Source organism: Nonomuraea sp. SBT364, assembly GCF_001083785.1.
Taxonomy (GTDB): Bacteria; Actinomycetota; Actinomycetes; order Streptosporangiales; family Streptosporangiaceae; genus Nonomuraea.
This window is the reverse complement of record NZ_LAVL01000045.1, coordinates 1-12,279: the sequence shown is the minus strand read 5'-3', so window position 1 is coordinate 12,279 and position 12,279 is coordinate 1. Positions and strand designations below refer to the sequence as shown.

12 protein-coding genes and 1 pseudogene are annotated in these 12,279 nt (G+C 72.5%); 3 read left to right on the top strand and 10 right to left on the bottom strand.

Annotated elements, in window-relative coordinates; genetic code table 11:
* Nucleotides 1–14: 14 nt before the first annotated feature.
* The gene (gene ahcY, locus ADY59_RS21055; protein WP_049564670.1) at nucleotides 15–1,442 is read right to left on the bottom strand and encodes an adenosylhomocysteinase; all 1,428 of its coding nucleotides are present in this window, start codon (nucleotides 1,440–1,442) and stop codon (nucleotides 15–17) included.
* A gap of 100 nt (nucleotides 1,443–1,542) precedes the next feature.
* Between ahcY and ADY59_RS21050 the strand changes: the two genes are divergently transcribed.
* On the top strand, nucleotides 1,543–1,902 hold the full coding sequence (locus ADY59_RS21050; protein ID WP_049564668.1) for a MerR family transcriptional regulator: 360 nt from the start codon (nucleotides 1,543–1,545) through the stop codon (nucleotides 1,900–1,902).
* 11 nt (nucleotides 1,903–1,913) lie between these two features.
* Nucleotides 1,914–2,369: a GerMN domain-containing protein gene (locus ADY59_RS21045; RefSeq protein ID WP_049564665.1), complete on the top strand. Its 456-nt coding sequence runs from the start codon at nucleotides 1,914–1,916 to the stop codon at nucleotides 2,367–2,369.
* A 6-nt stretch (nucleotides 2,370–2,375) separates the two neighbouring features.
* Here ADY59_RS21045 and ADY59_RS21040 read toward each other — a convergent pair whose 3' ends face one another.
* The 5 genes from ADY59_RS21040 to ADY59_RS21025 form a co-directional block, all read right to left on the bottom strand.
* Nucleotides 2,376–3,299 (bottom strand): cation diffusion facilitator family transporter, encoded by a 924-nt coding sequence (locus ADY59_RS21040; RefSeq protein WP_049564664.1) that lies wholly within the window; start codon nucleotides 3,297–3,299, stop codon nucleotides 2,376–2,378.
* 48 nt (nucleotides 3,300–3,347) lie between these two features.
* Nucleotides 3,348–4,454 (bottom strand): SIS domain-containing protein, encoded by a 1,107-nt coding sequence (locus tag ADY59_RS21035; protein WP_049564662.1) that lies wholly within the window; start codon nucleotides 4,452–4,454, stop codon nucleotides 3,348–3,350.
* On the bottom strand, nucleotides 4,451–4,618 hold the full coding sequence (locus tag ADY59_RS48860; RefSeq protein ID WP_082310275.1) for a Trm112 family protein: 168 nt from the start codon (nucleotides 4,616–4,618) through the stop codon (nucleotides 4,451–4,453). Before ADY59_RS48860 ends, ADY59_RS21035 begins: the two co-directional genes overlap by 4 nt.
* A 127-nt stretch (nucleotides 4,619–4,745) precedes the next feature.
* The gene (locus tag ADY59_RS21030; protein WP_269433628.1) at nucleotides 4,746–5,693 is read right to left on the bottom strand and encodes an HAD-IIB family hydrolase; all 948 of its coding nucleotides are present in this window, start codon (nucleotides 5,691–5,693) and stop codon (nucleotides 4,746–4,748) included.
* Nucleotides 5,575–5,943 carry a DUF3499 domain-containing protein gene (locus ADY59_RS21025; protein WP_049564660.1) on the bottom strand — a complete coding sequence of 123 codons (369 nt, stop codon included), beginning with the start codon at nucleotides 5,941–5,943 and terminating at the stop codon, nucleotides 5,575–5,577. The genes ADY59_RS21030 and ADY59_RS21025 overlap by 119 nt, the downstream gene beginning before the upstream one ends.
* Before the next feature lie 135 nt (nucleotides 5,944–6,078).
* On the opposite strand from ADY59_RS21025, the gene ADY59_RS21020 reads away from it, so the two are divergent.
* The gene (locus ADY59_RS21020) at nucleotides 6,079–6,516 is read left to right on the top strand and encodes a metallopeptidase family protein (RefSeq protein WP_049564658.1); all 438 of its coding nucleotides are present in this window, start codon (nucleotides 6,079–6,081) and stop codon (nucleotides 6,514–6,516) included.
* A 13-nt stretch (nucleotides 6,517–6,529) separates the two neighbouring features.
* Here ADY59_RS21020 and ADY59_RS21015 read toward each other — a convergent pair whose 3' ends face one another.
* From ADY59_RS21015 to ADY59_RS51555, 4 genes and pseudogenes are all read right to left on the bottom strand, one after another.
* A complete protein-coding gene (locus tag ADY59_RS21015; protein ID WP_049564657.1) occupies nucleotides 6,530–7,831 on the bottom strand; it encodes a DUF5719 family protein in 1,302 nt (433 codons plus the stop codon).
* Nucleotides 7,831–10,698, bottom strand: coding sequence for a glycosyltransferase family 2 protein (locus ADY59_RS21010; protein ID WP_049564655.1), 2,868 nt, complete (start codon nucleotides 10,696–10,698; stop codon nucleotides 7,831–7,833). Before ADY59_RS21010 ends, ADY59_RS21015 begins: the two co-directional genes overlap by 1 nt.
* 108 nt (nucleotides 10,699–10,806) lie before the next feature.
* Complete coding sequence (locus ADY59_RS21005; RefSeq protein ID WP_049564653.1) at nucleotides 10,807–11,067, bottom strand: WhiB family transcriptional regulator; 261 nt, start codon at nucleotides 11,065–11,067, stop codon at nucleotides 10,807–10,809.
* Nucleotides 11,068–11,366: 299 nt separating this feature from the next.
* Nucleotides 11,367–12,279, bottom strand: a pseudogene (locus ADY59_RS51555) (hypothetical protein); the annotation flags it as partial.

Genomic DNA, 12,279 nt, shown 5'->3' with positions numbered 1-12,279 from the left:
TCCGGGGCTTGCTGTCAGTAGCGGTAGTGGTCGCTCTTGTACGGGCCCTCCACGTGGACGCCGATGTAGGCGGCCTGCTCCTTGGTCAGCTCGGTGAGCTTGACGCCCAGCGCGTCGAGGTGCAGCCGGGCGACCTTCTCGTCGAGGTGCTTGGGCAGCGTGTAGACGCCGATCGGGTATTCGGCCGTCTTGGTGAACAGCTCGATCTGCGCGATCACCTGGTTGGTGAAGGAGTTGGACATGACGAACGACGGGTGGCCGGTGGCGCAGCCCAGGTTCATCAGGCGGCCCTCGGCGAGCACCAGGATCGAGTGGCCGTCGGCGAACACCCACTCGTCGACCTGCGGCTTGATGTTGCGCCGCTCGATGCCGGGCGTCTTGGCCAGACCGGCCATGTCGATCTCGTTGTCGAAGTGGCCGATGTTGGAGACGATCGCCTGGTGCTTCATCCGGGCCATGTGGTCGGCCCGGATGATGTTGAAGTTGCCGGTGGTGGTGACGAAGATGTCGGCGATGCCGACGACCTCCTCCAGCGTGGTGACCTGGAAGCCGTCCATGGCCGCCTGGAGCGCGCAGATCGGGTCGATCTCGGTGACGATGACCCGGGCGCCCTGGCCGCGCAGCGCGTCGGCGCAGCCCTTGCCGACGTCGCCGTAGCCGCAGACCACCGCGACCTTGCCGCCGATGAGCACGTCGGTGGCGCGGTTGAGGCCGTCGATGACCGAGTGGCGGCAGCCGTACTTGTTGTCGAACTTCGACTTGGTGACCGAGTCGTTGACGTTGATCGCCGGGAACAGCAGCTGGCCGTTCTTGTGCATCTCGTAGAGACGGTGCACGCCGGTGGTGGTCTCCTCGGTGACGCCCTTGATGCTCTCGGCGATCTTCGTCCACCGCTTGTCGTCGCCGACCGTGCGGGTGAGCAGGTCGATGATGACGTGCCACTCCTCCGGGTCGTCGGCGGTCGCGGCGGGGACGGCGCCGGCCTTCTCGTACTCGGCGCCCTTGTGGACGAGCAGCGTGGCGTCGCCGCCGTCGTCGAGGATCATGTTGGGGGCGTCACCGCCGGGCCAGGTGAGGGCCTGCTCGGTGCACCACCAGTATTCCTCCAGCGTCTCGCCCTTCCAGGCGAAGACCGGGACGCCCTTGGGGTCGTCGACGGTGCCGTCGGGGCCGACGACCACGGCGGCCGCGGCGTGGTCCTGGGTGGAGAAGATGTTGCAGCTCACCCAGCGGACCTCGGCGCCGAGCGCGACGAGGGTCTCGATGAGGACGGCGGTCTGGATCGTCATGTGCAGCGAGCCCATGATCTTCGCGCCGCGGAGGGGCTGGGAGGCCGAGTATTCCTTGCGGATCGACATGAGGCCGGGCATCTCGTGCTCGGCGAGCCGGATCTCCTTGCGGCCGAAGTCGGCAAGTGAAAGGTCGGCGACCTTGAAGTCCATCGGGGTTCCCCTCGCATCACATTGTTGTCGCGACGAGTTTAGGCGCCTCCCCGCCCCGATCGCATCTCGCAGAGAGCTAACCTGACGTAAGAATGTAAGGATGCGCATCACGGAAGCCGCGAAACGGCTCGGCATGTCTCCCAGGATGCTCCGCTACCGGGAGGCGCTCGGGCTGCTGCCGCCCGTGCGCGAGCAGGGGGCGCACCGCCGCTTCGGCCCCGAGGAGCTGTCCGCCGTCGCCCAGGGGGTGGAGCTGGAGAAGCGGTTCGACGTCTCCCCCGCCGAGCTGGCGTTCGCCCTGCGCGCGCTCAGCGACCCCGCCGTCGCGGCCGCCGTGCGCGACCTCGGCGTACGGATCGGCCGCATCCAGGTGCCGCGCCGGGCGCTGGACTTCGAGAAGGAGAAGGCCCTGCGCCTGCTGCGAACCGCGGGCCCCGGGCCGACGTCAAACAGGGCATGAAAGAGCTCCTGATGGCCACAGTGCTCGCCCTGGCACCCGTCCAGGCGGGCACCGACGTCAAGGTGTACTTCTCCCACGGGTTCGGCATCCCCGGCAAGGTCGTCGCGGTGCACCGGACCTCCCCGCACGCGGGCCTCGCCAGGTTCGCCGTCGAACAGCTCATCAAGGGCCCCACGGCCGCCGAGCGCCGCCGCGGCCTGCACGCCGAGCTGGGCGGTCAGATCCGCGGCCGCTCCGACTGCGGCGCCGACTTCACCCTGAAGATCAAGAAGGGTACGGCCACGCTCCGCTTCTGCCGGACCGTCCTGGGCACCGGCGTGGGCGGCGACGCCCGCGTCCTGCGCACGATCGAAGCGACGCTCAAGCAGTTCGGCAGCGTCAAGAAGGTCGTCACGCTGGACCGGAAGGGCCGCTGCCTGTTCGACCAGACCGAGGCCGGCACGTCCTGCCGCACCGGCCACGAGTGAGGCCGGTCAGGCGTTGCTGGGCGTCCGGTCCAGGTCGGGCTCCAGGTAGATGACGCGGGCGATCGGCACGGCCTCCCGGATGCGCCGCTCGGCCTCGTCGATGCCGGCCGCCACCTCTGCCGCCGTGTCGTGGTGCGTCACCGCGATCTTCGCGGCCACCAGCAGCTCCTCCGGGCCGATGTGCAGCGTCCGCATGTGGATCACGCGGTCGACCTGGGGCGTGGCGTCCAGGGCGGCCCGGATCTGGGTCTCCATCTCCGGCGCCGCGCCCTCGCCGACCAGCAGCGACTTGGTCTCGATGGCCAGCACGATCGAGATGACGGCCAGCAGCACACCGATCATCAGGGTGCCGACGGCGTCCCACCGGCCGTCGCCGGTGATGACCGCCATGGTGACGCCGAACAGCGCGAAGATCAGGCCGAGCAGCGCGCCGAGGTCCTCCAGCACGATGACCGGCAGCTCGGGCGACTTGGACCTGCGGATGAAGGCCATCCACGACTGCTTGCCGCGCACCGCGTTGGACTCCTTGATCGCGGTGCGGAACGAGAACGCCTCGGCGACGATCGCGAAGATCAGCACCCCGAACGCCCACTGCGGCGCGTCGACCGGATGCGGGTCCGACAGCTTGTGGACGCCCTCGTACAGCGAGAACAGCGCGCCGATCGCGAACAGCACCACGGCCACCACGAAGGCGTAGAAGTAGCGCTCACGGCCGTAGCCGAACGGGTGCTTCTGGTCCTTCTCCCGCTTGGCGCGCTTGCCGCCGAGCAGCAGCAGCGCCTGGTTGCCCGAGTCGGCCACCGAGTGGATGCCCTCGGCCAGCATCGAGGACGAACCGGTGAACGCGGCCGCCACGAACTTCGCCACCGCGATGGAGAGGTTCGCGGCCAAAGCCGCAACAATCGCTTTCGTACCGCCGCTAGCACTCACCGGTCGTCTCCAGTCATGCGATCACTACTCATTGCCCGAACCGGGATCTTATTGGGTGATCCTGGACTTCAGCTCGGCAATGGGTGCAACAGTAGTCGGATCGATCCCGTACCCGAGCGCGAGGTAGGTGGCCGCGTAGTCGGCCAGCCCGACCAGCGAGGCCAGCCGCTCCAGCGGGTGCTCGCCTTCGGCGGACAGCTCGCTCACCGGCACGCCGCGGTCCTGCGCGAGCCGCAGCACCGCCTCCCGGGTCTCGGCGACCCGCGGGTGCTCCTCGGTGTCACGCATCAGGACGAGCCTGACCGTACGGCCGTGCTCCTCGGCGAAGATGTCGCGCCCGGCCAGCGGCCCGTCGAAGACGGCCACCTGGTTGTGCGCGACCTCCGGCAGCTCGCCGGAGACAGCCGGGTAGCCGGCGTCGGTGTTGAGCCGGCAGGCCAGCCGGTAGGCGGCCACGGCGGCCGGCCGCGACGAGCCCCAGATCATCGGCACGCTCTCGGCCAGGTCGAGGGCCAGCGACTTGCCCGGGTTGATGAACGACTCGCTGGACGGCCGGCACCGGTGCGCGATGCCCTCCAGCACGCCGGCCACCCGCTCGTAGAGAGCCTCGTCGGCCCGCGCCAGCCCCAGCGAGGAGGCGGCCACGACCAGCGGGATCGTCACCAGCCACAGATCGGCCCTGGCCCGCCCGGCCACCGGGAGCGGCACGTAGACGGCGCCCGCCTGGGTCGCCACGGCCTCCAGCGCCGACCCGGGCGCGCCCAGAGCCAGCAGCCTGCACCCCCGGCGCACCGCCTCGGCGGCCACCGAGAGCGTCTCCTGGGTCTCGCCGGACCAGGAGATCGCCACCACCAGGTCGGCGGCGCCCACCCAGCCGGGCAGCTGGTAGGAGCGCAGCGTGACGACGGGCAGCGGGGCGCTGTTGCCGCAGACCGCGGCCAGCATGTCGCCCGCGAGCGCGGAGCCGCCCATGCCCGTCACCACCACCGCGCGTGGCCTGAGGTCGCCGGCCAGCCGGTCGACACCGGACTCGACGGCGCACCGGAGCCCGGTGCGCACCTGGGCCGCCGAGGCGGCGACCGCGGGCAGCATGCCGCCCGGGTCGCCCTCGCTCAGGTGCCTCTGGTCGTCGAGCCGCTCCGGCTCCCAGGTCACGGCTTCCTGGCCTCGTCGACGAGCAGCACGGGGATGTCATCCCGGACCGGATAGATCAGGCCGCAGCCGGTGCAGTCGAGCTCTTCGGACTCGCCCTCGACACGCAACGGTGACTTGCACGCCGGGCAGGCCAGGATCTCCAGCAGCCAGTCGTCGATCTTCACTCGTCCACCTATCTCGCTCGCCAACGCCAAAACCGACCGTAACATCACGGTGCCACTACTCAGGTGGATTGCGCGCCCCGAATGACGGCTCGGATGTGCCCGGACGCCGCCCGCCTCGGCCGCCGGTTCATCGAGCCTCGATTCCGAGGTAGTCCTCGACGAACTTCGCGGTCTCCTCCCAGCCCTCGACCGCGACGCACTCCACGCCCATCGCCTTGACCGGGTAGTCGTTGCCGCCCTCGTCGAGCCGGTCACCGACGAACAGCACGTCGTCGATGGTCAGCCCGAGGGTGTCGAGCAGCCGGCCGATGCCGTAGGCCTTGTCCACGCCCTTGTGGGTGATGTCGACGGACGTCGAGCCGCCGCTGCGCACCTCCAGGCCGGGCAGCCGCTCCGACACGTGCGCGCACAGCAGGCGGCGCTTGGCGCCGTCGGGGTCCCAGGCGTACTTGGCGCCGGGCGGGGCCTGCTGGCCGAGCGCGGAGAAGGTGATCTGGCTGCCCCGGTCCTCGATGATCTCCCCCCAGGGGGCGTCGGCCCACAGGCCCAGCTCCTTGGCGCTGCGGGTGAGGACGTCGATGATCTCGGCCTTCTGCGGGCCGGTGAAGTCCTCGGCGTAGACCAGCCGCCAGTCCGCGTCCTGCCAGCGGTAGTAGCGGGTGCCGCAGGTCGGCATGAGGTGCAGCCGGGCGCGCTGCCCGTCGTCGATCGGCAGGTGGCGCAGCACCTGGGCCTGGAACTGGGCATACTGCCCGCCCGAGATCACGCAGACGTCCACCAGATCGAGCAGCCGGGACAGGAGCCCGGCCATGCGGTCGTCGATCCGGGACTTGGAGACCGCCAGCGTGTCGTCCAGGTCGAAGGCGACCAGAGAGAACTTGCGATTAATCGGAGCTCCTACGATTCGACCGCGGACAGGTGCCTCGACTGTACCCGGCCGGATGGCAGGCGGCGCGTCACCGATCCCGGTTGGGCTGGGTGGAGCGCAGGATGCGGAGATGCCCCCGCCTGCCGACCTCGACGGCGTCGCCCACCGGCTCGACGCCGCGCGCGGGGCTCGGCCTGGCGGCCTCACGCACCGCGTTGGCCAGCGCTTCGAGGTCGTCGGAGCTCGGTGAGCCGCCGTCGGTGGGCAGCCGGACGACCTCCCAGCCTCGGGGGGCGGTCAGCCGCTCGGCGTGTTCGGCGCACAGGTCATAACAGTGTGGCTCGGCGTACGTCGCCAGAGGGCCGAGAACCGCGGTCGAGTCGGCGTATACGTACGTGAGCGTGAAGACGGCAGGCTGACTGCAAGCAGTGCGGGAACAGCGGCGGACGGGGCTCACGGAGGGACCGTATCTGGTAAGAGTGCGAGGCGCCACTATCTGAGCGCTCTTAACGAGCGTGTCGCCACAATTCGGACACCTGTCGCAGCCTTTCCACCCACATGCCCCGATGGTGCCTGCCTTTAGACTTGCCGTGTGACTCTCAAGCGCGGTCCCAGGCGTCGTGACCGGCACGGTCGTGGCCTGCGCGGGCCGCTCGCGCCTTCGTACGTGCCCATGTCCAGGGCTCGCTCCGAGCGTTTCGACGACCTGGTGCTCGACGCCGTCGACCGGCTGCGGCCCAAGTGGGGCAGACAGCTGGCCGCGGTGGAGTTCGCGGTGGAGGACGTGCCGCCGCTGAGCGAGCTGAGCGACGGGCCCGGCTTCCGCGCCGGCCCGATCCCGTTCGGCCGCGCCGACACCGCCAAGGGCCAGGACCCGGCCTCGGTGGTCGTCTACCGGCGCCCTCTGGAGGCGCGCGCCCGCGACCGCGACACGCTCGGCGCGCTGGTGCACGACACGGTGGTCGAGCAGGTGGCGACGCTCCTCGGCCTGTCGCCGGAGGCCGTCGACCCGGGCTACGACGAGCGCTGACCCGCCCGCGCGGTCACGGCAGCACCGCCAGCGCGGTGTCCGCCAGGTGCGGCAGCATCGTCCACACCCTGGCCTGGGCCAGCGGCTGCGCGGTGACGAGCAGGCCGCCACGCTGCCGTTCCTCCATCACCCGGCCGCCGTACACCTGCCCGGACACCGGCGTCACCACGACGCCGAACGACCCCTTCGCCTTCAGCGGCACGCTCTTGGTGCGCCCGGCGGGCACCTCGACCTCGGCGGGTGGCCCCGGCTCGCCGTCCGGCGGCACGATCTGCACGCGCACCCGGCCCGCGTAGCCGGGGGCGGTCAGCAGCAGCCTGGAGCCGGCCCCGTTCGCCGCGACGGCGCTGCCCAGGTCGAGCGGCGGCGTCCCGGCGGTGTACGCCACGTCCTGCCGCGCCCCGGTCCCGGTGATCACCACACCGGCGACGACCGGGGCCGTCGAGTCGAGCACCAGCCCGGCGGACTCGCCGCCGATGCCCGTGGTCACGTCGATCGACAGCACGCCGCCCGCCGGCACGTCGACGGACTCGCGGCCCTTCATCGCGTACCGGGCGCCCTCGGTCACGGCGGTGATCCGCACGGTCGCGTCGGTCTCGCCGGGGGCCGCGATCAGCAGCTCGCGCCTGCCGCCGCCGCCCGGGATGCCGGGCACGACGACCTTCTTGGCGGGCGCGGCGGCGGCCGGCAGCCAGTCGGCGCCGCCCGGCTCCGGCGCGGCGCTCGCGGCGACGGCCACCCGGCCGATGAGCGAGGTCACGCTGACGGCCATCACGTCGGCCGACGGGGCGAGCCCGCGCAGATCGACCTTCCGGTGCTCGCCGGGCCCGACCTCCAGGCCGAGCCCCTCCTCGCCGGACACCAGTCCTTCGGCCGCCCACACCTGGACGTCGGCCATGGCGGGCGTCTTGGCGGCGTTCACCAGGTGCAGCGTCACGTCGGCGTTCGCCGGCCCCGGCCCGACCAGCCACGTCTCGGCGGCCGGCTCGGCGCACCGCACCCCGGCCAGCCCTCGGCGGGCGCCGGAGGTGGCGCGCGTGACGAAGCCGGCCTCCAGGCCGCCGGGCCCGGTCACCGTGTACGGCTCGGCGTTCTTCATGGTCTCGCGCGACATCGTGCCGGGCAGGTAGACGGCCACGTCCGCGCCCTTGACGCCGGGGCAGACCGCGGTCGCCGACTCCACGCCCACCCGTTCGGGCTTCGCCGCCTGGGTACCGGCCGGCGCGGGCTCGGTCACGTACGCGATCCCGTACAGAAGCAGGAGGGCGGCGAGGACGGCGGCGAGCGACGCGAAGCGGTTGCGCGGGATCGGCATCAGGCACCCGCCAGGGCCGGGTCTGGGGTGCGGGCGGCTTCCTCGGCGGGCTCGCGCCGGCCGGGCGCGGCCATCAGGGCCGCGAGCAGCACCAGCGCTCCCTGGAGCCACAGCCACGGCGTGTGCATGAAGTGCGCGGGCTGGGCGGGGACGGGGGTGACGGGCTCGGCGATCCGCCACAGGCCGCCGCCGTCCGACAGGCTCATGCGCTGCAGCGAGGGTTGTGAGTCGAGGGTCCTGGCGACCTCCGGCTCGACCGGCGGCGCCACCGCCACCATCGCGACGCCGTGCTGGGCGAGGACCGCGGCGTCGTCGCCGCCGCGCCCGCCCGCGAGCCCCTGCGCCGCCGCGGCCACCTTGGCGCGCTCGTCGGACGTGCCGGCCAGCTCCGCCTCGCCGATCAGCGGGGTACGGCCGCGCAGCACGGTGAATTCGGCGCCCCGGATGAGCAGGGTGCGTTCGCCGTGCCGGGAGTTCAGCACGGCCAGGGCGGGCAGCGGGTCGCGCGCGTCGCCGTCCAGCGGCCCGCGTACGCCCTGGACCAGCCAGTGCCCGGCGGCCAGCAGCGGCGTGCTGAACGCCACCGCCACCACGAGCCAGGCGGCGATCCTGCGCAGGCCGCCCCTGGCCCGGGCGGCGTCCAGCCGGTGCGCGCTGAGCGCGGCGAGCACGATCAGCGCGGCCCCGGCGACCGCCAGCGGCACGCCCGGCCAGGCGGGCGCGCCGTTCACGCCGACCCGGCCCGCCACGAGGGCGACCATCAGCGCGAACAGCGCGATCCCCCAGCCGGCCAGCACCGCGAGCAGGCCGGGCCCGGCCTGCGGCTCCGGCCGGGCGCGCCGTCCCGTGCGGACGCGATGGACGAGCAGCGCCGCCAGCGCCACCGCCAGCAGGCCGCCGGTCACCCAGAAGGGCGGCAGGCCGGGGCCGCCGGGGCTGAGCGTCAGCAGGTCGTGGGCGGCGGGAGCGGGGTTCACCAGGGCCGGGTCGTGCAGCCCGGCCTCCAGCAGGAACCTGCCCGGGTCCAGCAGGAGCCCGCCCAGCCACGGCAGCAGCAGCGCCACCGGCACGCCCAGCGCGACGCCCACCGACACGAGGACGCCGGGCCGCAGCTTGCGGAAGAGGACGACGGCGAGCACGCCGAGCACCAGGGCCATCGGCAGCAGCAGCGGCACGAACGCCACGCCCGCCGCCAGCACCAGCCCGAACCCCCAGGCCGCCCGGCGGGAGCGGCGCGGGTCGGGGCCCAGCAGGTGCGCGCCGAGGACCGCGCAGGCGGGCAGCAGCACCAGCACCGCCGCCGTGCCCAGCCGTCCCGCCGCGATCGCGCCGGTCGCGACCGGCAGCAGCGCGTACGTCGCGGCCACCCACACGCGGACGCCGACACCCGACTCGGTGGCGTCCGGCACGAGCCGCCGCGACGCCAGGTACGCCGACGCGCCCGCCAGCGGCACCGAGCCGAGCAGCAGCACGGACACGGCCGTCGAGGTCTGCCCGAAGGCCAGCGTGGACAGCGCCGCCACCAGCGCCACGTACGGCGGCGCCCAGCCGGCCGAGCCGAGCCCGATGTCGTGGTAGCCCTCGGTGTAGAACGCCCACAGGTCGCCCGCGCTCCCGGTCACCGGCACGAGCGCGCCGCCGCCGAGCCGCCCGGCGCCCAGCAGCGACCGCTCCGCCACCAGTGCGACCAGCGTGAGCCCGAACACCAGCAGCACGCCGGGACGGCCGAGGAACCGCTTGACCGGGTTGCCCTGGGGGACGGGCGCCGGCCCGATCTCCTCCTCGTCCGGGGCGGCCTGGTGATGGCGGCCCGCCGAGTCGACCGGCCCCTCGCCCGCAAGGAAGCTCTGCACCATGTCGGTGAGCCGGCGCAGGCCCGCGCCGCGCGGGGTGAGCAGCCGGCTGATCCGCTTGTGGCTCTTCTTGCGGCCTTCGCGCCTGGCACGCCGTGCCTTCGCCAGCCGCATCGGGTGCACCAGCACCGAGCCGAGCGCCACCAGCTCGTCCAGCGCGTTCGCGGGCTGCTTGCCCACGACGAACAGCAGCGTGCGCGTCAGCGAGCCCGCCACGTTGCGCAGCAGCACCCACAGCATCGCCGCGAACGGCAGGTTCGCCATGACGACGAAGATCCCGTTGCGCCGGTCCAGCCGGCGCGGATGGTCGCCGCTGACCGTCATGCGCCGCCGGCGGCGGGCCGACGCCTCGGCGTGCCAGGCCACGGCCTCGGTGACGACCAGCACCCGGTGACCGGCGTTGCGCACCCGCCAGCACAGGTCGAGGTCGTCGCGGAAGATCGGCAGGAACGGGTCCAGCCCGCCCGCCGCCTCCCACACGTCGCGCCTGATCAGCATCCCGGCGGTGGACACCGACATGACCTCGCGGGTGCCGTCGTGCTGGCCCTGGTCGAACTCGCGGGGCTCCAGCCCGGTGTCGCGGCGGCCGGTGCGGCCGACGGTCACGCCGATCTCCAGCAGCAGCCGCCGGTCGAGCCAGTCGCGCAGCTTCGGGCCGAGCACCGCCGCCTTGCGGTCCTGCTCGGCCGCGCGCAGCAGCGCCTCCAGGGCGCGGCGGTCAGGGGCGCAGTCGTCGTGCAGCAGCCACAGCCACTCGCCTTCGCCGCCCGGGGGCAGCTTGCCGAGCACCTCGGAGACGGCCTCGCCGAAACTCGCCGAGCGGGGCAGCTTGAGCACGTTGGCGTTGCCGAGCGCGCCGGTCAGCAGGTCGGCCGAGCCGTCGCGGCTGCCGTTGTCGGCGCCCACCACCCGGTCCGGGCGGTGACTCTGGCTCGCCAGGGCCTTCAGGGTCTCCCCGAGCCAGCGCCCGCCGTCATGGGCGACGACGATCACGGTGACGAAGGGGCGGGACATACGACTCCATTGGGCGGTGATCAAACGCCGCCACCCTACAGGCAGCACCGCCCATGGATACGGAAAAGGGTCACACGGGAGCCCGCGTGACCCTTTCCACATCTATCCCTAAACGGCCTGGCGCTTGATCCGTCTGCGCTCCCGCTCGGACAGCCCACCCCAGATGCCGAAGCGCTCGTCGTGCTCGAGTGCGTATTCCAGGCACTCGGCACGCACTTCGCACGATCGGCACACCTTCTTGGCCTCTCTGGTGGAGCCGCCCTTTTCCGGGAAGAACGCCTCTGGATCCGTCTGCGCGCAGAGAGCGCGCTCCTGCCAGCCGAGTTCTTCAGCGTCAAGCTGATCCTGTGCGATGACCAGATCGGTCACTGCACACCTCCCTGCCGCCCGCCCGCAATGGAGCCCCCCATGGAACGCCTTCCTTGTACCCACCCACGGGAAGGCGTAACAACATGGTTGTAATTACACGCGTGTGCCGTACGTGGCGTCAAGCGGCATGCCGGTATCCGGGGGAAGACCAGCTCTCGCCCCGGTCGTGCCTGGCATCAGATGTTCGCGCCCGGTTTGCGCCGGGCGTGTTCAACGCTGTCAGCGGTCGGAACCGTATCAGGGCGGGATGAGCCCCGCCCTCCGGGCCACCTCTTCTCTAGCAGTCGTTTGCCGGTTCCTTACCTGCGTGGCTCGTTAGGGGTGTATATGGCCGTCGGGTCGATCGGGTCGTCGCCCTGACGGGGCGGATCGCCCAGCGCGTCGCCGCGGATCGCCTGCTGGTCCAGGCGGATGGTCGACTCCGCCGGCTGCTGCCCCCAGCCGGGCTGCTGGTACTGGCCCTGCTGGGGCTCGTACGGGGCCTGCTGCTGCTGCGGGTGACCGAACACGTCGGGCTGGCCGTACTCGGGGACGCGCAGCTCGGGCTGGGTGCCCACGCCCGACTGGTACGTGTCCGCCTGCTGGTAGGCGTCCAGCAGTTGCTGCGAGCGCGGGTCCACCGGCGGCTCGGGCTCGTGCGCCGGCGTCGCGAACTCGTGACCGGAGTAACCGGTGAACGGCTGGCCGCCCTGGCTCTGCTGCTGCTGGCCGTCGAAGGCCGACGGGCGGTCGTAGTAGGGCTGCTGCTGGTCCGGGTACGGCACGCTGGGCGAGGTCTCGCCCGACGGGTACGACGGGGCGTACGGGTTCTGCTGGTTGTGCACGTTCGGCTGGCTGTCGGCCGGGACGTACGGGGCCGGCTGATACTCCGACGGCGGCTGGTAGCCCGAGTCCGGCATCGTCTCGGACGGCGTGTAGGCGTGCGAGGGCTGCTGCGGATACGGGTTCTGGGCCTGGAACGCCTCGGTGGGGGGCTGGGCGTACTGGTCCTGGGCCGGAGGGGCGTACGGGTCCGCGGCGGGAGTGGCGTACTGGTCGTGGGCCGGCGGGCTGTAGGGGTCAGCCGCCGGAGGGGCGTACGGGTCCTGGTTGTACTGGGGGGCGTCCTGGGCGTACTGGGGGCTGTACGGGTCCTGGGCGGGCTGGCCGTAGCCGCTGTCCTGCTGCTGCTGGTCCGACGGGGCCGCGGGGGGGGGGGGGGGGGGCTGGGGG

Excerpts from the sequence above, each read along its gene's own strand:
- ahcY (WP_049564670.1), bottom strand. The coding sequence starts at position 1,442 with ATGGACTTCAAGGTCGCCGACCTTTCACTTGCCGACTTCGGCCGCAAG.
- ADY59_RS21050 (WP_049564668.1), top strand. The coding sequence starts at position 1,543 with ATGCGCATCACGGAAGCCGCGAAACGGCTCGGCATGTCTCCCAGGATG.
- ADY59_RS21045 (WP_049564665.1), top strand. The coding sequence starts at position 1,914 with ATGGCCACAGTGCTCGCCCTGGCACCCGTCCAGGCGGGCACCGACGTC.
- ADY59_RS21015 (WP_049564657.1), bottom strand. The coding sequence starts at position 7,831 with ATGCCGATCCCGCGCAACCGCTTCGCGTCGCTCGCCGCCGTCCTCGCC.
- ADY59_RS21010 (WP_049564655.1), bottom strand. The coding sequence starts at position 10,698 with ATGTCCCGCCCCTTCGTCACCGTGATCGTCGTCGCCCATGACGGCGGG.